The organism is Psychroserpens luteolus (genome assembly GCF_021032705.1).
GTDB classification, from domain to species: domain Bacteria; phylum Bacteroidota; class Bacteroidia; order Flavobacteriales; family Flavobacteriaceae; genus Psychroserpens; species Psychroserpens luteolus.
On the sequence record NZ_JAHVXI010000001.1, the window covers coordinates 985002 to 1005747 of the forward strand.

Here is a 20746-nt window from a genome sequence, read left to right on the forward strand (position 1 = left end):
CTATTTACTTTTACAATTCTTAAGATTTATTATATCAATACATTAGATGTACGTGTCTAAAACAAATTTTGAAGCTTATTTAAGATCTATCATAAACAATGATATTTTTGATGCGTCTATTTCAGAAATTTTGACATCTTTTCAAAAGCTCAGATTAGCTAAGAACGAATTTTTTGTCAAGGAAGGTGAGGTTTGTGATTATTTCTGTTTTGTAGAAGCAGGTGTTTTGCAACATTCAATTGATGTTGAAGGCGAAGATAAAACAACGTATTTAGCCATGAAGAATTCATGTACTTCGGCTCTAAAAAGTTTTATAGATGCAATCCCGTCTAGAAAAAATATTAAGGCTATTAGTGATTGTGATCTTTGGGTAATTAAAGTTGAAACCTTCAAATATTTACTTAGAAACAATGACGCCTTTAATAGGTTTTATTATAATCTTATTGAGAATCAAATTTATCTTATAGATGATTATCGTATTGACCTACTAACACTTTCTCCTGAAGAACGCTATAAAAAATTACTGAGTAATGATCCCGAATTGTTGTTACAGGTGCCACTGCATTATCTTGCTTCATTCTTAGGTATATCTTCTAGACACATGAGCAGAATACGTAAAAATATAAATTAACGCCATTTGGCTGGGTAAATACATTTTTGTTTAATTATTTTTGGAAAAACAAGTATTCATTGTTCCTAAAGCTTAGGAATACAAAACATACAATCTTATGAAATATCATAAAATAGATAGTCAACTCTTTATCAAAAATCGAAAAAATTTCATGTCAAAAATGAAGCCTAGTAGTCTAGCGGTTTTTAATTCAAATGATATTTACCCTATAAGTGCCGACAGTACAATGCCTTTTGAACAGCATCGCGATATTTTCTATTTAAGTGGCGTAGATCAAGAAGAAAGTGTTTTAGTGCTATTTCCAGATTGCCCAAAAGAAAAGCATAGAGAAATTTTATTTTTAAAGGAAACTAACGAGCATATAGCTGTTTGGGAAGGCGAAAAACTAACAAAGGATGCTGCTTTTAAAACTAGCGGAATTAAGACTGTATATTGGCTTCAAGATATGGAGAAAATCATGTTTGAGCTCATGACTCAATGTGATACGGTTTATATTAATACCAATGAGCATTATAGAGCATCTGTTGAAACTGAAACGCGCGAAGATCGCTACACAAAATGGTTAAAGGATAAATATCCGGCACATACTGTAGCTAAGAGCAACCCAATATTACAGCGATTACGTTCGGTAAAGGATCAAATTGAATTAGACTTGTTGCAGCAAGCCTGTGATATTACTGAAAAGGGATTTCGTCGTGTGTTGAATTTTGTAAAACCTGATGTTTGGGAGTTCGACATTGAAGCTGAATTTATGCATGAATTTCTAAGAAATCGCTCAAAAAAATTCGCATATACACCAATTATTGCTTCAGGTAACAACGCTAATGTGTTACATTATATTGAAAACAATCAGCAATGTAAAGCAGGTGACTTAATTTTAATGGATGTTGGAGCAGAATACGCAAACTACAGTAGTGACATGTCACGTACAATTCCAGTATCTGGTCGTTTTACCGAAAGACAAAAAGCTGTTTATAACGCTGTGAATCGTGTTAAGAACGATGCCACAAAATTATTAGTACCTGGAACGCTTTGGGCTGAATATCATGTTGAGGTTGGAAAATTAATGACTTCAGAATTACTAGGGCTTGGATTACTTGATAAAGCCGATGTTCAAAATGAAAATAAAGATTGGCCAGCATACAAAAAGTATTTTATGCATGGCACGTCTCATCATATGGGATTAGACACACATGACTATGGTATTTTAACAGAGCCAATGCAAGCTAATATGGTGTTTACAGTAGAGCCAGGTATCTATATTCCAGATGAAGGCTTTGGTATTCGTTTAGAAGATGATGTTGTGATTCAAGAGCAAGGTGAACCATTTAACCTTATGCGAAATATCCCAATTGAAGCTGATGAGATTGAAGAGATTATGAATAGCTAAATTGATATAAATAAATTGAGAAGCTTAGAACAATTGTTTTAGGCTTCTTTAGTTTTTAAATCGAAACTAGCCTCTTGAGGTAAAGGTTTGCATAAAGATTTTGGAACTATCTTTTCTCGCATTATTTTTTTATCATTAAAATGTCTTGAAATATTTTGAACAATATCTGTATAATTATCCCAATCGCCATTTTGGTGATAAAAAACCTTTATAGAGCGACAGTTTTTATGTTCAAAAATAGTGTTTAAAAGCGTTCTGTCCGATAAACCACAAGAATGGCCTAAAATACATACTTGAAATTTTTCACCATTTATGTAATTTAGTAATGAGTTGTAATTTTTATTTTGTAAATATTGGAAAGACTTAAAATATTTTAAGTATTCATTATCATCAATGTTTTCAATTGATTTATAATCTTCATCCATTTCATCTCCAAAGCCAAAATTCATCAAATTTTCTTCACTATTTAATCTGCCATGAATATAACATGTTGACGCGTTAAAACCTTCTTGCCTTAAGAAACCAAAATATGGTCCAATAGAGGTGGTATAATTGAAATTCAGTAAAAGAGAAAAGGTTTCTATTGAGCCTCTCTTTTGAGTTCTAAGTAACCTGTTTAATGATGTCTTATCACTTGGATCTGTAAATTCTTCATTTAAATTAGTTTCCATATGATTAATAGGTTTAAAAACATTATAAATCTCAATCCATTTTCTATTGCTTGGTGTCTTGTTAAGGTCAAATTTTTTTTGCACCTTTTCTGTTAAATATTTTTCCAGTAAAGTTTTAACTTCATTAAACTCTATGTTTAACTTTTCTACAAGTTTTTTATCATTTTCCAATCTCCTTTCAGAAGATTTTGCAATTTTTTTAAGCTCTTTATAATACTCGTTCTCAATGTCAACCCAATTTTGAATTGATTTCTTAATATTTATTGTTTTGAAGAAGTCGTTTTTAATGTTGAAGAGAATATTACTTCTTGTTTTGTCATAGTAATATTTGTAATTTCTTGCATCATAATAATTGCCTCGATCTGAAGCATGCATTTCAATATTCGAAATTAAATCTTCAAAAGAGTTTATTTTATTGAGACTCAAAAAACCATTATGTAATTCATTTATTGTTACGAAGTTTTTAATAAACTCTTTCTTATAATTTAGCTTTAGATTTGTCCAAAAATCATCTATAAAGTTGTTATAAGAAGTTGGAAGCCCATGGGCTAAGTCAAAACCATTACCAATTATGAAAAGTCTATTCATGATTCGATTGAATTAGTTTTATAAGACAACAAACCTACGCTCAAACAAGTTAACAAAGCAGGTAATACCCATCCTAATTGATGTTTAGCTAACGGAATATAATCAATAAGCGTATTCAAAATTTCTGAAGGGCTTTCATAACCCATAGCGTTACGTATAAATCCAACAGCATCTGGAATGCTAAATAAGAACGTGACAATTACAACAGCTCTAAACATTAAAGGCGACGACCATCGTTTTGAAAGCACATTAAGAATAATAAGAACAATAGTAATAGGATAAACAAAAAGTAATATTGGAAAAGCAATAACGATAATAGAGTGAAAATCTAATTGACCAATAACGACACCAAGGACGCAGCTAATAATTGATGTTGCGACATAAACAGAATGTGAATTACCAAGTAAACCTTTAAAATAATCTGCAGTTCCGGCAATAATACCTACAGCCGTTGTAAAACAAGCTAAAGAAATTAAAATACTTAAAACGGTATTTCCAAAAGTGCCTAAAGCAGCAATACTAACTCCTCTTAGTAGGTTAGCACGTTGCATATCATCACTTAATTCTGAATTTATAATGATCTCAGAACCATAATAGGCGCCAACCGAAATTAAACCAGCATAAATCATAAACAATCCAAATCCAGCAACCCAACCTGATTTAGCAATGAGTGCCCTCTTCTCTTCAAAACTTCCTTTATGTCTAATATTAACAGATATAATTATAAAAGCTCCAACAACTGCGGCACCAATAGCGTCAAAAGTTTGATAGCCTTCTAGAACTCCAGTTACAATAGGTGTTTTAAATTGAGATACGTTTGTGGTCATTTCAGAAGAAAATAAACCTATACCAATTACCATTAATAGCATGATTACAATTAATGGTGTTAAAAACTTACCTACAAAACTTAATATTTTAGATCTATTAAGAACAAAAACTAGAACGAGTATAAAATAGATAGAACTTGTTAATAATGGACTCGTTCCAAATGCTGGATGAATAGCAATTTCATGTGTAGCTGAAGCTGTTCTTGGCGACGGAATAGCAATAGATATAACATAAATAAGTATGCAATAAATGAGACTAAATTGTGGTGAGACCTTCTTCCCAAAATCGTATAGTGTTCCTTGTAGCTTTGCATGAGCCAAAATCCCAATTATAGGAATAACGACACCTGTGATCATAAAACCAATAGCCACCCAAATCCAATTTTCTCCTGCATTATAACCTAAAAGAGGAGGAAGCAATAAGTTAGCAGCACCGAAAAAAAGTGAGAATAAGGCAAAGCTAGTAATGAAAAGTTCTTTTCTAGAATTCAATGAAATTATTTTTAAGGTTGCTGTCAAATATAGTAAATACTTAGTATGCAAAATCCGTTCAAATAGTATCTTTGTTTTCTATGATTTTAAAGTATAAAAATATTCCTGTTTTTTATGAGGATGTAGGTGAGGGAGAACCAATTGTCCTGCTTCATGGTTTTCTTGAGAATGCAGCAATGTGGCATGATATTAAAAAGGATCTTATACAAACCAATAGAGTTATAAGTGTTGATTTATTAGGTCATGGTAAAACGGGATGTATTGGATACATTCACAAGATGTCAGATATGGCCAATGCCGTATTATCGGTCTTAGAGCATTTAGATGTTAAAGAGTACAACTTAATTGGTCATTCTATGGGAGGTTATGTCTCCTTAGATATGGCTGAACGCTATCCTAAAGCTGTCAATCGATTGTGTTTAATTAATTCGACATATAAAGCAGATGATGAAGAGCGTAGAATGGTAAGGCAAAGAGCCAATAAGATGGTACAGTCAAATTATGAAGCTGTTGTTAAAATGTCATTTATAAATTTATTTTCTTCAGAAAGTAGAAAAACACACGCTAGTGAACTTGAAAAGGCATTATTTCAAGCATTAAAAACACCACTTCAAGGCTATATAGCAGCTCAAGAGGGAATGATGGTTCGAACAGATAAATATGAGCTTTTAAAGGCTTTAGATGCAAAAAAAATAATTATTGTTGGTAAAAAAGATCCAGTTGTTGATGCCAATCGTATATTGAAAGAGACCATAGGAACTAATATAGTTTGTAAGCAATTACCAGATGGGCACATGAGTCACATAGAAAATAAATCAGAATTATCTTACATAATAAAACATTTTATCGAATAAAAATACTTTTAGACGTTTTTAATAACTTTTTTTTCTAAGTTTACTGTCCCCAAATCTAACAGCCATGAAAAAAACAACACCTACTAAGACTTCAAGTCCGTTAAAAATCTACTGTGACATATTTGGTCATAACTATGAGATGACAAAAAAAGTAACCTCTCATGTTAAAGAATATACGTGCAAATGCTGTAAGCGTCAATTGACGACCAATGGCAATGGAAAGTTAACAGAACTTACACCTAAGTACAAAGAAATAAATGCTATTCTAGAGCAGATATATACACGCAGAATGATGCGTTTAAAGAAGAAAACACTCAGTTCATCGATATATTAGTGTAAAATCTCACGTTATTGTGTGGTTTTCATATATTTAGTAATCCTCTAAAATTAATAACTAAATATCACAATAAGGTGAAAAGTCTCTACTGCTCGTTATTTGGACATCAATACGAAGTCTCTAAAAATATCACGTATCACGTTAAAGAATATAAATGTTGCCATTGTAATACCCAAGTCACTACAAATGGGAAAGGTGGTCTAACATTACTAACGCCTAAGTATAAAGAAATCAATTCGGTGTTAGAGCGTATTCATAACAGAAGAATTTCTCGAATAAAACAGAAAGCGTCCAATACAATTGAAGAGAATTCAGTTTTGGATTTTACGCCTCATTTTTCATAGCATTCCAACCTTTTGCGATAATTGGTATTGCTTGCTCACCTCTGGTGATTAAGTGCATGCCTCTTGCCTTTTCAGTAATATAACCAATAACAGTTAAATTTGGATTGCCTTTTATCTTGGGGAAATCCTCTTGAGCTACAGTCATTAGTAATTCATAGTCCTCACCTCCATTTAATGCTATAGTTGTACTGTCTATTTTAAATTCTTCACAAGTTGAGATAACTTGTGGATCTAGCGGAATTTTATTTTCATAGATTTCTACACCAACATCACTTTGTTTGCAGATATGCATTATTTCCGAAGATAGTCCGTCACTAATATCGATCATTGCTGTCGGTTTTACATCTAACTGTTTAAGGAGTTCAATAATGTCTTTTCTAGCTTCTGGCTTTAATTGACGCTCAATAATGTAAGTATATGGATCTAAATCTGGTTGATTTTGTGGATTCACTTTAAACACTTCTTTTTCACGCTCTAAAACTTGAAGTCCCATATATGCCGCACCAATATCTCCTGTAACAACAACTAAGTCATTTGGTTGTGCACCATTTCTTAATACAACATCTTCCTTATTTACATTACCTATGGCAGTAACTGAGATAATAAGTCCAGTTGTAGAAGACGTCGTATCACCACCAACCACATCAATATTATAAATTTTTGTTGCAGTTTCAATACCTGCATATAATTCTTCAAGAGCTTCTAAAGGAAAACGGTTGGAAACAGCTATGGATACAGTAATTTGAGAAGCATGAGCATTCATTGCGTACACGTCACTTAAATTAACAATTACAGCTTTGTAACCCAAATGCTTAAGAGGAACATAGCTAAGATCAAAATGAACATTCTCAACTAGTAAATCTGTAGTGACAACGATTTGGTTTGATTTATGATCTAGAACTGCAGCATCATCTCCTATACTTTTTAAGGTTGAAGTATGTTTTACATCAAAATTTTTGGTCAAATGTTCTATAAGACCAAATTCTCCAAGTTGTTCTAATGATGTGCGTTGTGGATTTTTATCTTCTATCATAATGCAAAAATAAGTAGCTTTTTCAGAAGAACATGACCGCTAAAGGTATTTTTATGACTTTCGAGAATAAGAAAATATGCATTTCAACGAAAAAACCAGTATTTCATCGGTTAAATGAATAAAAACTGTTATGTTAGCTTCCCCAAATCTTATTAACCTACTATGCAAACCACTTCTAACAACGAATTGTCGTGTTCGGTATTTGGACACAATTTAGAGCGTTCGTCATTGATATCTAAAGATAATCATGAACTCACTTGTAAAACATGCCATTCAAAAGTAATGATAGGTGATCATGGTGAATTTAATGCGCTTCCCTACAAAAATAGAGATATCAATACGACCATGAGACAACTTTTTCTGTTGAAAAATAGACGTTTTCATCATCCAATTTCGGCTTAGAACAATAACTACTTTTCTCATTGGAATTAGGTTCTAGATCTCAGGTCTTTGCATTAATTATACTTATGTAATCATTTGCTAATATAATGTTAGGTTCTATTGAAAAAATAGACTTATGTCGTATATTTGCAATCTATTTAGATAAAACATTCAAGCAAAGTTTTTTTGTTAAAGGTGTTTGGTATTTATATAGATGTTCAATCTAATATTTGAAAAAGGATATTAAGAACAGATTAAATCTATAAATAAGACATGATTAAAGTATCTGAAACAGCAAAAAAGAAAGTCATTCAGTTAATGAATGATGATGGCTTTAACTCTGCTACCGATTATATACGCGTTGGTGTAAAAAGTGGAGGATGCTCAGGTTTATCATATGACTTAAAATTTGATAAAGAACAAAAAGAAGATGATAAGGTCTTTGAAGACAATGGAGTAAAAATCATCGTTGATAAAAAGAGCTTTTTATATTTAATAGGAACAACCCTAGAATATTCGGGAGGTTTAAATGGTGCTGGATTTGTATTTAATAATCCAAATGCCAATAGAACTTGTGGTTGTGGAGAGTCATTCTCACTTTAAAAAAGATGTATGAGCAATAAATATACAGAAGATGATCTTCGCGAAGAACTGAAGACTAAGGAATACGAATACGGTTTCTACACAGATATTGAATCGGAAACATTTCCTGTTGGTTTAAATGAAGACATAGTTAGAGCAATTTCTAAAAAGAAAGAAGAGCCAGAATGGATGACCCAATGGCGTCTTGAAGCCTTTAAGATCTGGAAAGAAATGATTGAGCCTGAGTGGGCAAATGTGCATTACGAGAAGCCAGATTTTCAGGCAATTTCGTACTACTCTGCTCCAAATAGCAAACCAAAATACGATAGTATAGATGAGGTTGATCCAGAGCTTTTAGCGACGTTTGAGAAATTAGGAATTTCATTGGACGAACAAAAGAAGCTAGCTGGAGTTGCAATGGATGTTGTAGTCGATTCTGTTTCGGTAGCAACGACATTTAAAAAGACATTGGCCGAAAAAGGAATCATCTTCATGAGTATTTCTGAAGCGATACAAGAACATCCAGAACTGGTAAAGAAATATATTGGAACTGTAGTACCTCAAAAAGATAATTTTTATGCGGCATTAAATAGTGCAGTTTTTAGTGATGGTAGCTTTTGTTACATACCAAAAGGTGTTCGCTGTCCAATGGAATTATCAACTTACTTTAGAATTAATCAGGCAGGAACAGGTCAATTCGAACGTACTTTGGTCATCGCAGATGAAGGTAGTTATGTAAGTTATTTAGAAGGTTGTACGGCACCTAGTCGTGACGAAAATCAACTGCACGCTGCTGTAGTAGAATTAATCGCCTTAGATGATGCCGAAATAAAATATTCTACCGTTCAAAATTGGTATCCAGGAAATGCAGAAGGAAAAGGTGGTGTCTATAATTTCGTGACTAAAAGAGGCTTGTGTGAAACCAATGCTAAAATATCTTGGACGCAAGTTGAAACGGGTAGTGCTGTCACATGGAAGTATCCATCATGTGTTTTAAAAGGAGATAATTCTGTAGGTGAATTTTATTCTATTGCAGTGACTAATAATTATCAACAAGCCGATACAGGAACTAAGATGATCCATCTTGGTAAAAATACCAAGTCAACTATTATCTCTAAAGGAATTTCTGCAGGGAAGTCTCAAAATTCTTATAGAGGATTGGTTCAAATTAGCTCTAGAGCAGAAAATGCGCGTAACTTTTCACAATGTGATAGTTTGTTAATGGGTAATGATTGTGGTGCGCACACATTTCCATATATAGAAGTCAAAAATAAATCGGCTCAAATAGAGCATGAAGCTACAACCAGTAAAATTGGAGAAGATCAAATTTTTTACTGTAATCAACGTGGAATTGATACTGAAAAAGCTATTGCATTAATTGTGAACGGATTTAGTAAAGAAGTACTTAATAAGTTACCAATGGAATTTGCTGTTGAAGCACAAAAATTATTAGAAATTAGTTTAGAAGGATCGGTTGGATAATAAAACCAAGAATTAAAGTCATGAAAAAAGTATTTGTATTACTCATAACGCTAGTAGTATTTGTTAGTTGTAAAGATGACAAGACATCAGAAGCAGAGATGTCTTCAGAAGAGAAAACAACGGTTGCCGAACCAGGCAAAACCTTAAAACAAAGTGATGGCTTAATCGCTATACAAGGTGATTTTTTATATGTAGATGCAGATAAGGCGGCAGTCTTCAAAACACCAACACAAATGTATGGTGTTGTCATAGACGACAAGATGAATGAGTTAAATGAACAGGTTAAGCAATATAAAGCAGATCAATACACTATGGTGCCTGTAACCCTGAGAGTCCGCATGATTGAAAATAATGTTGAGAATCAATGGAAACAAAAAATTGAGATTAAAGAAATTCTAAAGGTATCAAAACCAAGTCCTGAAGAAAACGACGTTATAAAATTAGGAAGTAAGTAATATGTTAAAGATAAAAAATTTACACGCAAGTGTTGAAGATAAAGCCATTTTAAGAGGTATCGATTTAGAGGTAAAACCTGGAGAAGTACACGCTATCATGGGACCTAATGGTTCAGGAAAAAGTACTTTGGCCTCGGTTGTTGCTGGAAAAGAAGAATATGAAGTTGATAAAGGAGAAATTAGTCTTGATGGTGAAGATATTGAAGAGTTATCAGCTGAAGAACGTGCACATAAAGGTGTGTTCATGTCATTTCAATATCCAGTGGAAATCCCTGGTGTTAGTGTGACTAATTTCATGAAAACGGCTATTAATGAAACTAGAAAAGCCAAAGGTTTAGACGATATGCCAGCAAATGAAATGCTGAAAATGATTCGCGAAAAATCAGAGCTTTTAGAAATTGATAGAAAGTTTTTATCACGCTCTCTTAATGAAGGATTTTCTGGAGGTGAGAAAAAACGAAATGAGATTTTCCAAATGGCCATGCTTGAACCTAAGTTAGCCATATTAGATGAAACAGATTCTGGTTTGGATATCGATGCATTACGTATTGTTGCCAATGGTGTCAATAAATTAAAAAGTAAAGATAATGCTGTAATCGTAATTACACATTACCAACGCTTGCTAGATTATATTGTTCCAGATTATGTACATGTATTGTATGATGGTAGAATTGTAAAATCGGGAACAAAAGAACTAGCGCATGAGTTAGAAGAAAAAGGTTACGATTGGATAAAAGAGGAAGTAAATGCTTAATTGAAGTTATTGGTAAATTTTACAAATAACCGAAGACACAACACATGGATTTAAAAGATAAATTAGTATCGTCATTTATGGCATTTGAGAACACGGTAGATATAGATGCTCCTGTTCATGATGTTCGAAGTGAAGCAATTAAAACGTTTGAAGATGAAGGCTTTCCTTCTAAGCGCGATGAAGCTTGGAAATACACCTCTTTAAACAGTGTTTTAAAACATGATTATAGCGTATTTCCAAAGCAAGAAAATGCTATAGAATATAGTGATGTTAAGAAGTATTTTATTCATGATATAGACACCTATAAGATTGTGTTTATTGATGGTAAGTATTCATCTCATTTGTCTCAAACCACTCATGATGGTATAGATGTATGCTTGATGTCTGCTGCACTATCAAAACCAAAGTATCGACTTATTATTGAGAACTACTTCAATAAAGCGGCTACTAAAGATGGTTTGTCATCTTTAAATACAGCCTTTTCTCAAGAAGGTGCTTACATTCATATTCCGAAGAACAAATTGGTAGAGAAACCAATTCAAATCATACATTTTTCAACAGGAAATGAGTCTGCATTAATGCTGCAGCCACGTAATTTGATTGTTGTAGATGAAAATTCTCATGTTCAAATTATTGAGCGTCATCAAAGTCTTACTGAAAACCCAGTATTAACGAATAGTGTTACTGAAATATTTACCAATAAAAGAGCTATTGTTGATTATTATAAAATTCAAAATGATAAACAAAGCGCCTCTTTAATTGATAATACGTTTATCAAACAAAAACGTGAAAGTCATGCCTCTGTTCATACATTTTCTTTTGGAGGACAATTAACGCGTAATAATCTTAATTTTTATCAAAACGGGGAACGTATTGATTCTACATTAAAAGGTGTTACAATTATTGGTGATAAACAACATGTAGATCATAATACATTAGTACATCATATCGAACCAAATTGTGAAAGCCATCAAGATTATAAAGGTATTTTTGGTGATAAATCAACAGGTGTGTTCAACGGAAAGGTTGTTGTAGATAAGATAGCTCAAAAGACGAATGCATTTCAGGCAAACAATAATATCTTATTAAGTGATAAAGCGTCTATAAATACTAAACCTCAATTAGAGATTTTTGCTGATGATGTGAAATGTTCTCATGGATGTACCATTGGTCAACTAGATGACAGCGCTATGTTCTATATGCGCTCTCGTGGAATTCCAGAAAAAGAAGCAAAAGCCTTATTAATGTTTGCTTTTAGCAACAACGTATTGGATTCTGTTAAAATTCCTGAAATCAAACAACGTATTACAAAACTTATTGCCAATAAATTAGGCGTTAGTATCGGATTTGATTTGTAATGAGTAACACAGTAAGTCATATCAATCTTGATGTCGATGAAATCAGAAAAGATTTTCCAATATTAAATCGTGAGATTAACGGAAAACCTTTGATATATTTTGATAACGCTGCGACCTCACAAACACCTAAACAAGTGATTGATGTGATTGTTGATTATTACTCAAATTACAACGCTAATATTCATAGAGGTGTACATACTTTAAGTCAGGAAGCAACCGACTTATATGAAGCTGCACGATTAAAGATCCAAAAACATTTCAATACGAAGCATAGTTATGAAGTCATCCTAACTTCAGGAACAACACATGGGATTAACTTGGTGGCTAATGGATTTTCAACATTACTTAAAAAGAATGACGAGGTTTTAGTATCAGCCTTAGAGCACCACAGTAATATTGTGCCATGGCAAATGCTATGTGAGCGCACAGGTGCAAGCTTAAAGGTTATTCCTATGAATGAACATGGTGAATTGATCATGAGCGAATATGAAACCTTGTTATCAGAACGCACAAAACTTGTGTTTGTTAATCATATTTCAAATGCTTTAGGAACTATTAACCCTATTGAGCAGATTATCAAAAAAGCACATGATGTTGGTGCAGCAGTACTCGTTGATGGTGCACAATCTTGTCCGCATATCAAACCAGATGTGCAAGCATTAGATGTTGACTTTTACGTGACTTCAGCTCATAAAATGTGTGGGCCAACTGGTATTGGAATGCTCTACGGTAAAGAAGAATGGCTTAATAAATTACCGCCTTACCAAGGTGGTGGCGAAATGATCGATGAGGTGACTTTCGAAAAAACGACTTATGCCGAACTACCTCATAAGTTTGAAGCTGGAACACCTAATATTTGTGGTGGCATTGCTTTTGGTGCTGCTGTAGATTATATGAATACTATTGGCTTTGATGCGATTGCAGCATATGAATATGAGCTATTAAACTACGCCACGAATAAGTTAACTCAAATAGAAGGCTTAAAAATCTACGGAACTGCTAAAGAAAAAACCTCAGTAATCTCATTTAATATTGAAGGGATTCACCCTTATGATATTGGAACAATACTTGACAAAATGGGAATTGCAGTTCGAACAGGTCATCATTGTGCGCAACCTATCATGGATTTTTTTAAAATTCCTGGAACTGTTCGCGCATCATTCGCATTTTACAACACAAAAACTGAAATTGATACTTTAGTCGAAGGTGTTAAGAAAGCGAAACTAATGTTGAGCTAAATTTTATTTCCAACTCTCTTTTTTTAATTACTTGTTTTTTAAAGACAGATTTTTCTGTCTTGCAATTACGGCTTTTCCGTACTTTTTTTACTTATAAACAGCTTTTTTCAAAATCTTAATATTTTGTTAATGGTTTTTTAAAATTTATTCGTAAAAAATTATATATTCAGCAAAATTTTAACCAAAATATATAAAAAATGAAAAAAATGTTTTTGAGCCTTGCAGCTCTAGCCCTAATTTTTACATCATGTGAAAATGACAAAAATGAAATTTCTCAGGAGCAAACAAAAGTAGACATGAGTGACTTCTTTGTACACACCGAAACTGATGAAAATGATGAAAGACAACGAAATGGAGTAACTCAATGTTATTCGATGACCAACTTGAACAGACTTTTAGAAGAAGATCCACAACTGTACAAAAAAATGTATGACATCGAGTATCAAACAAGAGCTAACATTTTACTCAGACCTGGAAATGGGAACGGAAATGGAAATGGCAACAACGGCGGTGACGGTGGCGATGGCGGTGGAGATAACTTAGGTGTTATCAATATTCCTGTATATGTTCATGTTATTTATAGCAATTCACAACAAAACATTAGCGCTGGACAAATTCAATCTCAAATAGATGTGTTAAACGAAGACTTTAGAGCAACTAATGGTGATGCGAGTCAAGTGCCAGGAGAATTTACTGGTTTAGTAGCAGATAGTGAAATTGAATTTACTTTAGCTGGAACATTTAGACATGCAGACTCAAGAAGCTCTTGGGGAACTAATGATGCTATGAAAGCAGCGTATCCACCAGTAACACCAGAAACGCATTTAAACATTTGGGTATGTAATATTGGAGGTGGAATTTTAGGCTATGCACAATTCCCTGGAGGACCTTCATCTACTGATGGTGTTGTGGTGTCACCTCAATATTTTGGAAACACTGGATTTGTATCTGCACCTTTTAACGGCGGAAGAACAACAACTCACGAGGTTGGACATTACTTAAACTTACGCCATATTTGGGGAGATGGAAGATGTAACAGAGATGATTTTGTTTCTGATACGCCTAAGTCTGATGCACCAAACTATGGTTGCCCATCATATCCAACAGTGAACTGTAGATCAAATGATATGACAATGAACTATATGGATTATGTTGATGATGCATGCATGTATATGTTCTCTGAAGGACAAAAAACACGCATGAGAACTGTGTTCGCAGCTGGAGGACCAAGAGCAGCAATGGCTAACTAATTTTTCAGTTTTATACTATGATATGAAGGATGCCTTTTCGGCATCCTTTTTTTATTCATTGTATTTTAATTCTACCTCATTACCATCAATGACCAGTGTTTTTATAAGCTCTTTTTTTGGAAGTGGTGGAATAAACTGAGCTATAATCTTTCGTTTTTTATTGGCTTTTAATTTTTGTTGAAACTTCTTTATTGAAGAGGTTAGCTTCATTGACATAACCACCAAATCCACTTGATGTAGATTTCCATTTTTATCTTTAATGAATATCTTTTCGAAATCTATAATCTGCGCTTCAGAGCTCTTATTTTTAAACTCAAATACAATAGTAAAAAACCGTTGTCCTTTTTCAGCGACGAAAATTTCTTGATTTCTATCAGCAGTTCTGCTTTTTTGAATGCTATAAATTCTAAATTCGACAGTGTCAGAATACGCATACATTTGTTTTCGGTCAAGTTTTTGCGCAGATGCAGTAAAAGAAATAAGCAGAAAAAGAGATAGTAATGTTTTCATTGTTAGTGTTTAAGATTAATGTATGGTACTAAAAGTATTATTTTTTTCTTAGTTCTAAAGAATTAGTTTTTAAATAATTCTGAAAAGTAACAGTAACCATAAACTTTGGCTTCTTTTTTGTAATATTACTACTAACAACAAAAGCACACAATTATGAAACTACTTATATGTTTAGTATTTATGCTGATTTCAGCTAAAGAATGCGATAAAAATAAAGCACAAATGACCAGTGATACATCTTCACAAGTCACTACCGAAATGACCGAAGCACGATTGCAAGAAGAGACGATGAAAATTAATTACAAAGCACATACCAGAGGCTTTTTTCTGCAAATATGGATTGAAGGCGATTCTATGTCTGTAACTAATGACTATAATCTCAAAGACATTCGTAAATATCAAATTCCGAAAGAAGAAAAAGATGCATTAATGGCACTCATTAGTGAAACCGATGAAAAATCACTTCCAGGACTAGAACCACCTTCAAGAGCATTTCGATATGATGGCGCTCCTATGGCACATTTAGAGATCTCAAAAGGCGAAGATACCTATAAGACTGAAAACTTTGATCACGGAACACCTCCAGAAGCTATTAAAAGCGTTGTTGAGAAAATCTTATCGATTAAAACATTGTTTGAGAAACAATAGAGATGCGTATCTTTGCATTATAAAAATGAATGCTAAAACGAAAACGAATTTTAGATGACAATTGCTGAGATACAAGACGAGATTATTGATGAATTTTCGATGTTTGAAGATTGGGAAGAACGCTACCAATATATGATAGATTTAGGCAAGACCTTACCTTTAATAGATGAGCAATATAAAACCGATGACCATATTATTAAAGGATGTCAAAGCAAAGTTTGGGTTCACGCCGAAATGATTAATGATAAGGTAAAGTTTACTGCAGATAGTGATGCCATTATTACCAAAGGCATTATTGCCATATTGATAAGAGCATTCTCAAATCAACATCCTAAAGATATCATTGAAAGTAATACAGATTTTATCGACAAAATTGGTCTGAAAGAACACTTGTCCCCAACACGTGCTAACGGATTGGTAAGTATGATTAAACAAATTAAAATGTATGCAATTGCATATCAAACACAGTTAAACTAGTTCAAAATGAGCGATACAACAATTGATACAAACCTTTTAGGTGAAAAAATAGTAAGAGTTCTAAAAACCATTTATGATCCAGAAATTCCTGTAGATATATATGAATTGGGACTTATTTATGATGTTTTTGTAAATGAAGATTATGATGTTAAGATCTTAATGACCCTAACCACGCCTAATTGTCCAGTTGCAGAAACGCTTCCATTAGAAGTTGAAGAAAAAGTAAAGTCATTGAATGATGTAAAAACAGCTGAGGTTGAAATTACATTCGATCCACCATGGAGTCAAGATCTTATGAGTGAAGAAGCCAAATTAGAATTAGGAATGCTTTAATATGGCCGAGGAAATTGTAAATAGAGTTGCGCAAAGTAAATTGATGGTAGTCGACTTAGAAGACTACTATCCAGATGGAGAGCGCCATGTTTTTGATATCAAAGATTGGCTCTATGAAGGTTTTGTGTTGAGAGAAAAAGAGTTTAGACAATATGTAAAAGATTATGATTGGTCTCAACATCAAAATCAATATGTGGCTTTAACCTGTTCTACAGATGCCATAATTCCTGCTTGGTCCTTTATGTTGCTCACTTTAGAATTACAACCCTATGCTAAAAAAGTGTGTGTAGGAAATCTCGAAATGCTTGAGACATCACTCTTTCAAGATGTTATCAATACATTGGATGTCGAATCTTACAAGGACAAACCAATCATTATTAAAGGTTGTGCTAATAAACCCGTTCCAACCAATGCTTACCTCATGTTGTCTAGCAAATTAAAACCTGTTGCTAAATCTATAATGTATGGTGAAGCGTGCTCATCTGTACCACTTTTCAAAAGAAAAAAATAATATCATCGTTCAAGTGACTTTAATGAAAAAATAGAGTCAAATACTACAGATACGAATTACTAAATTTTCATTTTCAGCTAAATTGTTGGCATTCAAATAGCTAATGATTTATATTTGCATTCTAATTAACAATTTGAAAACTATTAAAACTAAAACAAGAACTATGACAAAAAAATTACTTTTTACAGCAGTATTAATGTTATCAATGTCTTTCGGTTTCTCGCAAACTAAAGAGGAATTACAAGCTCAAAAAGCAGAAAAACAAGCAGAAGCTGATGCAGCTCAAGCTGAAGCAAATGCATTACAGGCGCAAATAGATGCATTACCTGGTTGGAGAGTTGGAGCCTTTGGTGTAATTGGAGGAAGTTTGTCTAACTTTAATAACTGGTATGCACAAGGTACTCCAAATAATTCATCGGGAAATATTGGGTTCACCGTAAATGGATATGCTAACTTAATTCAAGAGAAATTTTTCTGGAGAAATGCCTTAACAACTAATTTAAATTGGACGAAGTTAGATGACAAAGATAATCCTGATGACAGTGATGATTTTGAACCAACAACAGACGTGTTTAATATTTCGTCTTTATACGGAAGAAAGTTGAGCGAAAAATTTGCCATTTCTGGATTGATGGAATACAGAACAACAATTTTAAATAACTTCAATGATCCTGGATATTTAGATGTTGGTGTTGGTGCAACTTGGACGCCACTTGAGAACTTGATAGTTGTGATCCACCCATTAAACTACAATTTTGTTTTTGCTGATAATGATACCGTTTTCGAATCATCTTTAGGTGCAAAAATTGTTGCAGATTATACGCGTCAAATTGGTGCAATAGCATTTAAATCAAACCTATCAATGTTTCAGAGTTATGAAAGTGGTGATTTGTCTAACTGGACATGGACCAACTCATTTAGCTATACACTATGGAAAAGTATTGGTGTAGGATTTGATTTTGGTTTAAGAAATAACAAGCAAGAAGCTTTAAATTTTGCCTTGGCAAATTTTGTAGGCGCACCAGAAGATGCTCCAACATTTGATACTGTTGATAACGACTTACAAAGCTATTATACATTAGGATTAACTTATAAGTTCTAATTCTAACAATAGATACTATAAAAAAGCATCCTGTTAATTTCAGGATGCTTTTTTGTTTGTATAAAACTTGTCTTATGCTTCTTCGGTATAATCAGGATACAAAAAATGATTGTATGGAAATCGTGTGATATGAATTTCTCTTACTTCATCATAGACTCGTTTTTTAAATGTATCGAGGTTCTTTTTATTTAATGCTGAAATAAACAAGGCATTATTGCCTACTCGATTCATCCACGTGTTTTTCCATTCGTCTAATGAATAATGTGATGATGTTCTCTCGGTGATGAGGTCATCATCATCAAAAGGTTCAGCTTCGTAAGCATCAATTTTATTAAATACCATTATTGTTGGTTTGTCTGAACTGTCAATCTCACCAAGAATCTTATTTACAGATTCAATATGCTCTTCAAAATTTCGGTGTGAGATATCAACAACATGAAGCAACAAATCTGCTTCTCGAACTTCATCAAGTGTACTTTTAAAAGATTCGACTAGTTGTGTAGGTAATTTTCTAATAAATCCAACAGTGTCAGTAAGTAAAAAAGGAAGATTTTGAATCACCACTTTTCTTACAGTGGTATCTAAAGTTGCAAATAATTTGTTTTCAGCAAACACATCACTTTTACTAACGACATTCATTAATGTTGATTTACCAACATTGGTATAACCAACCAAAGCTATGCGAACCATTTTTCCACGATTACCGCGTTGAACAGCCATTTGTTTGTCAATCGTTTTAATCTTTGCTTTGAGTAAAGCAATCTTATCACGCACAATACGCCTATCGGTTTCAATTTCTGTTTCACCAGGACCACGCATACCAATACCACCTTTTTGACGTTCAAGGTGAGTCCACATTCCTTTTAATCGTGGTAATAAATATTCACACTGAGCCAATTCAACTTGAGTTCGTGCATAACTTGTTTGAGCGCGTTGAGCAAAAATATCAAGAATAAGATTTGTTCTATCTAATACTTTACATCCTAAAATCTTACTGATGTTTCGTTCTTGAGCAGCAGACAATTCATCATCAAAAATTGCTGTACCAACATTATGGTCTTCAATATAGTGTTGCACTTCATTCATTTTACCAGAACCAATAAATGTCTTTGGATTTGGCATATCCATTTTCTGGGTAAAACGTTTTAAAACTTCACCTCCAGCTGTGTAGGTCAAAAATTCTAGCTCATCTAAGTATTCTTTAGATTGCTCTTCATTTTGATCTCTTGTGACCACGCCTATAAGTACTGTTTTTTCTAGTGCTATATTCTTTTTTTCAATCATATATTCAAATAAAAGACAAAGTTACATAATTGAATCTTCGTCTATTGCATTTTAAAACCTAAATTTGTGATGTGAATTCCCAAGACGAAAAAACAATTACTTATACCGTTGCGTTCTATAATCTCGAAAATCTCTTCGATATATATAATGATGCGTCAAAACATGATGACGACTTTTTACCAAATTCTGAAAAACGTTGGACTCAAAAGCGTTATGACCGAAAGCTTTTTAAATTAGCACAGGTGATTTCTAAAATAGGTTTTGAAAACACTCAAAAACCACCTTCTATTGTAGGCTTGGCTGAAGTTGAAAATAAAAATGTACTCCGAGACCTTATTGAGAGTAAGCATTTGGAATCATATAACTATGGTATTGTTCATTATAATTCACAGGACGAAAGAGGTATTGATGTTGCCATGATTTATGATAAAACAGTTTTTACTGTCCAACATTCTAAAACCTATTCTATATATCTTGAAGACGAAATTGGCGAGCAAGATTACACTCGAGATATTTTATTAGTATCAGGAATTCTTCACTCCGAAAAAGTACATTGTATAATTAATCACTGGCCATCGCGGAGAGAGGGTGAGCAAGAATCGATGCCTAAGCGCTTAAAAGCGGCTCAAAAGGTTGTAGAAATAATTGATGCTATCAAAACAAAAGATCCCAATGCTAAACTATTGGTAATGGGAGATTTTAATGATAACCCAAGTAATGAGAGTATAAAGTTTCTTTCTTCAAATGGTGATCTTTATAATCCAATGGAAACCATGTTGTCTTATAGTAGGGGAAGTTTGAACCATAATTTTAAATGGAACTTATTTGATCAAATATTATTTTCAACTAATTTTTTCGAAACTCAAAAGAATAAATTAAAGTTTGATGAAGCCGATATTTTTGATGAAAAGTTTCTCACTCAATATAAAGGTAAATTTAAAGGACAACCTTTTAGAACTTTTGTAGGTAAAAAATACAAAGGCGGTTACAGTGATCACTTTCCAGTTTTTGTACAATTAAATGTCTCTGAAACATAAGTTCTTAACGTCTTTTTCTTTTTGTCGATAATAACTGCTTTTTATCTATTATAACAATGTTAACAGTTCGTTAACTACCATTTTTTTTATCTTCGGATACTTATTTAGGTCTTATAGAGAGACTTAGTAATGTCTTAATTATTCGGTCCTGCCCCTTTGGATTAAAACTAAGACGCT

At 33.1% G+C, this 20746-nt stretch carries 24 protein-coding genes; 19 read left to right on the forward strand and 5 right to left on the reverse strand.

The window, feature by feature from the left end; genetic code table 11:
• Positions 1 to 46: 46 nt before the first annotated feature.
• Both KWG70_RS04425 and KWG70_RS04430 read left to right on the forward strand, forming a co-directional pair.
• A complete protein-coding gene (locus KWG70_RS04425; RefSeq protein WP_230934768.1) occupies positions 47 to 631 on the forward strand; it encodes a Crp/Fnr family transcriptional regulator in 585 nt (194 codons plus the stop codon).
• A 97-nt stretch (positions 632 to 728) separates the two neighbouring features.
• Positions 729 to 2021 (forward strand): aminopeptidase P family protein, encoded by a 1293-nt coding sequence (locus KWG70_RS04430; protein ID WP_230934769.1) that lies wholly within the window; start codon positions 729 to 731, stop codon positions 2019 to 2021.
• Positions 2022 to 2059: 38 nt separating this feature from the next.
• On the opposite strand, the gene KWG70_RS04435 is transcribed toward KWG70_RS04430, so the two are convergent.
• The gene (locus tag KWG70_RS04435) at positions 2060 to 3280 is read right to left on the reverse strand and encodes an AbiH family protein (protein ID WP_230934770.1); all 1221 of its coding nucleotides are present in this window, start codon (positions 3278 to 3280) and stop codon (positions 2060 to 2062) included.
• Positions 3277 to 4599, reverse strand: coding sequence for a branched-chain amino acid transport system II carrier protein (brnQ, locus tag KWG70_RS04440; protein WP_230934771.1), 1323 nt, complete (start codon positions 4597 to 4599; stop codon positions 3277 to 3279). Before brnQ ends, KWG70_RS04435 begins: the two co-directional genes overlap by 4 nt.
• 80 nt (positions 4600 to 4679) lie before the next feature.
• Here brnQ and KWG70_RS04445 point away from each other — a divergent pair, with 80 nt between their 5' ends.
• From KWG70_RS04445 to KWG70_RS04455, 3 genes are all read left to right on the forward strand, one after another.
• The gene (locus tag KWG70_RS04445; RefSeq protein ID WP_230934772.1) at positions 4680 to 5453 is read left to right on the forward strand and encodes an alpha/beta fold hydrolase; all 774 of its coding nucleotides are present in this window, start codon (positions 4680 to 4682) and stop codon (positions 5451 to 5453) included.
• Positions 5454 to 5517: 64 nt separating this feature from the next.
• On the forward strand, positions 5518 to 5787 hold the full coding sequence (locus KWG70_RS04450) for a hypothetical protein (RefSeq protein WP_230934773.1): 270 nt from the start codon (positions 5518 to 5520) through the stop codon (positions 5785 to 5787).
• 77 nt (positions 5788 to 5864) lie between these two features.
• Entirely contained in the window at positions 5865 to 6134 is a 270-nt protein-coding gene (locus KWG70_RS04455) for a hypothetical protein (RefSeq protein ID WP_230934774.1), read from the forward strand.
• Here the strand turns inward: KWG70_RS04455 and thiL are convergent.
• Positions 6115 to 7167 (reverse strand): thiamine-phosphate kinase, encoded by a 1053-nt coding sequence (gene thiL / locus KWG70_RS04460; RefSeq protein ID WP_230934775.1) that lies wholly within the window; start codon positions 7165 to 7167, stop codon positions 6115 to 6117. The two genes, KWG70_RS04455 and thiL, sit on opposite strands and share 20 nt — an antisense overlap.
• Before the next feature lie 162 nt (positions 7168 to 7329).
• On the opposite strand from thiL, the gene KWG70_RS04465 reads away from it, so the two are divergent.
• From KWG70_RS04465 to KWG70_RS04500, 8 genes are all read left to right on the forward strand, one after another.
• Positions 7330 to 7569: a hypothetical protein gene (locus KWG70_RS04465; RefSeq protein WP_230934776.1), complete on the forward strand. Its 240-nt coding sequence runs from the start codon at positions 7330 to 7332 to the stop codon at positions 7567 to 7569.
• Positions 7570 to 7821: 252 nt separating this feature from the next.
• Positions 7822 to 8151, forward strand: a complete 330-nt coding sequence (locus tag KWG70_RS04470; protein WP_230934777.1) for a HesB/IscA family protein — start codon at positions 7822 to 7824, stop codon at positions 8149 to 8151.
• A 9-nt stretch (positions 8152 to 8160) separates the two neighbouring features.
• Positions 8161 to 9612: a Fe-S cluster assembly protein SufB gene (gene sufB, locus KWG70_RS04475; RefSeq protein WP_230934778.1), complete on the forward strand. Its 1452-nt coding sequence runs from the start codon at positions 8161 to 8163 to the stop codon at positions 9610 to 9612.
• Between the two features lie 20 nt (positions 9613 to 9632).
• The gene (locus KWG70_RS04480; RefSeq protein ID WP_230934779.1) at positions 9633 to 10067 is read left to right on the forward strand and encodes a hypothetical protein; all 435 of its coding nucleotides are present in this window, start codon (positions 9633 to 9635) and stop codon (positions 10065 to 10067) included.
• Between the two features lies 1 nt (position 10068).
• On the forward strand, positions 10069 to 10821 hold the full coding sequence (gene sufC / locus KWG70_RS04485; protein ID WP_230934780.1) for a Fe-S cluster assembly ATPase SufC: 753 nt from the start codon (positions 10069 to 10071) through the stop codon (positions 10819 to 10821).
• A gap of 44 nt (positions 10822 to 10865) precedes the next feature.
• The gene (sufD, locus tag KWG70_RS04490; protein WP_230934781.1) at positions 10866 to 12179 is read left to right on the forward strand and encodes a Fe-S cluster assembly protein SufD; all 1314 of its coding nucleotides are present in this window, start codon (positions 10866 to 10868) and stop codon (positions 12177 to 12179) included.
• On the forward strand, positions 12179 to 13417 hold the full coding sequence (locus KWG70_RS04495) for an aminotransferase class V-fold PLP-dependent enzyme (RefSeq protein ID WP_230934782.1): 1239 nt from the start codon (positions 12179 to 12181) through the stop codon (positions 13415 to 13417). The genes sufD and KWG70_RS04495 overlap by 1 nt, the downstream gene beginning before the upstream one ends.
• Before the next feature lie 197 nt (positions 13418 to 13614).
• Positions 13615 to 14667: a zinc metalloprotease gene (locus KWG70_RS04500; RefSeq protein ID WP_230934783.1), complete on the forward strand. Its 1053-nt coding sequence runs from the start codon at positions 13615 to 13617 to the stop codon at positions 14665 to 14667.
• 51 nt (positions 14668 to 14718) lie between these two features.
• Here KWG70_RS04500 and KWG70_RS04505 read toward each other — a convergent pair whose 3' ends face one another.
• Positions 14719 to 15177, reverse strand: coding sequence for a hypothetical protein (locus KWG70_RS04505; RefSeq protein ID WP_230934784.1), 459 nt, complete (start codon positions 15175 to 15177; stop codon positions 14719 to 14721).
• Positions 15178 to 15330: 153 nt separating this feature from the next.
• On the opposite strand from KWG70_RS04505, the gene KWG70_RS04510 reads away from it, so the two are divergent.
• The 5 genes from KWG70_RS04510 (at position 15331) to KWG70_RS04530 (ending at position 18248) form a co-directional block, all read left to right on the forward strand.
• Positions 15331 to 15825 (forward strand): hypothetical protein, encoded by a 495-nt coding sequence (locus KWG70_RS04510; RefSeq protein WP_230934785.1) that lies wholly within the window; start codon positions 15331 to 15333, stop codon positions 15823 to 15825.
• A gap of 54 nt (positions 15826 to 15879) precedes the next feature.
• Positions 15880 to 16302, forward strand: a complete 423-nt coding sequence (locus tag KWG70_RS04515) for a SufE family protein (protein WP_230934786.1) — start codon at positions 15880 to 15882, stop codon at positions 16300 to 16302.
• A gap of 6 nt (positions 16303 to 16308) precedes the next feature.
• Positions 16309 to 16635, forward strand: a complete 327-nt coding sequence (locus KWG70_RS04520; RefSeq protein ID WP_230934787.1) for a DUF59 domain-containing protein — start codon at positions 16309 to 16311, stop codon at positions 16633 to 16635.
• A gap of 1 nt (position 16636) precedes the next feature.
• Complete coding sequence (locus KWG70_RS04525; RefSeq protein ID WP_230934788.1) at positions 16637 to 17146, forward strand: DUF2480 family protein; 510 nt, start codon at positions 16637 to 16639, stop codon at positions 17144 to 17146.
• 163 nt (positions 17147 to 17309) lie between these two features.
• Positions 17310 to 18248: a DUF3078 domain-containing protein gene (locus KWG70_RS04530; RefSeq protein WP_230934789.1), complete on the forward strand. Its 939-nt coding sequence runs from the start codon at positions 17310 to 17312 to the stop codon at positions 18246 to 18248.
• Positions 18249 to 18320: 72 nt separating this feature from the next.
• Here KWG70_RS04530 and hflX read toward each other — a convergent pair whose 3' ends face one another.
• Positions 18321 to 19532, reverse strand: coding sequence for a GTPase HflX (gene hflX, locus KWG70_RS04535; protein WP_230934790.1), 1212 nt, complete (start codon positions 19530 to 19532; stop codon positions 18321 to 18323).
• Positions 19533 to 19603: 71 nt separating this feature from the next.
• On the opposite strand from hflX, the gene KWG70_RS04540 reads away from it, so the two are divergent.
• Positions 19604 to 20569 (forward strand): endonuclease/exonuclease/phosphatase family protein, encoded by a 966-nt coding sequence (locus tag KWG70_RS04540; protein ID WP_230934791.1) that lies wholly within the window; start codon positions 19604 to 19606, stop codon positions 20567 to 20569.
• The last annotated feature ends 177 nt before the right edge of the window (positions 20570 to 20746 follow it).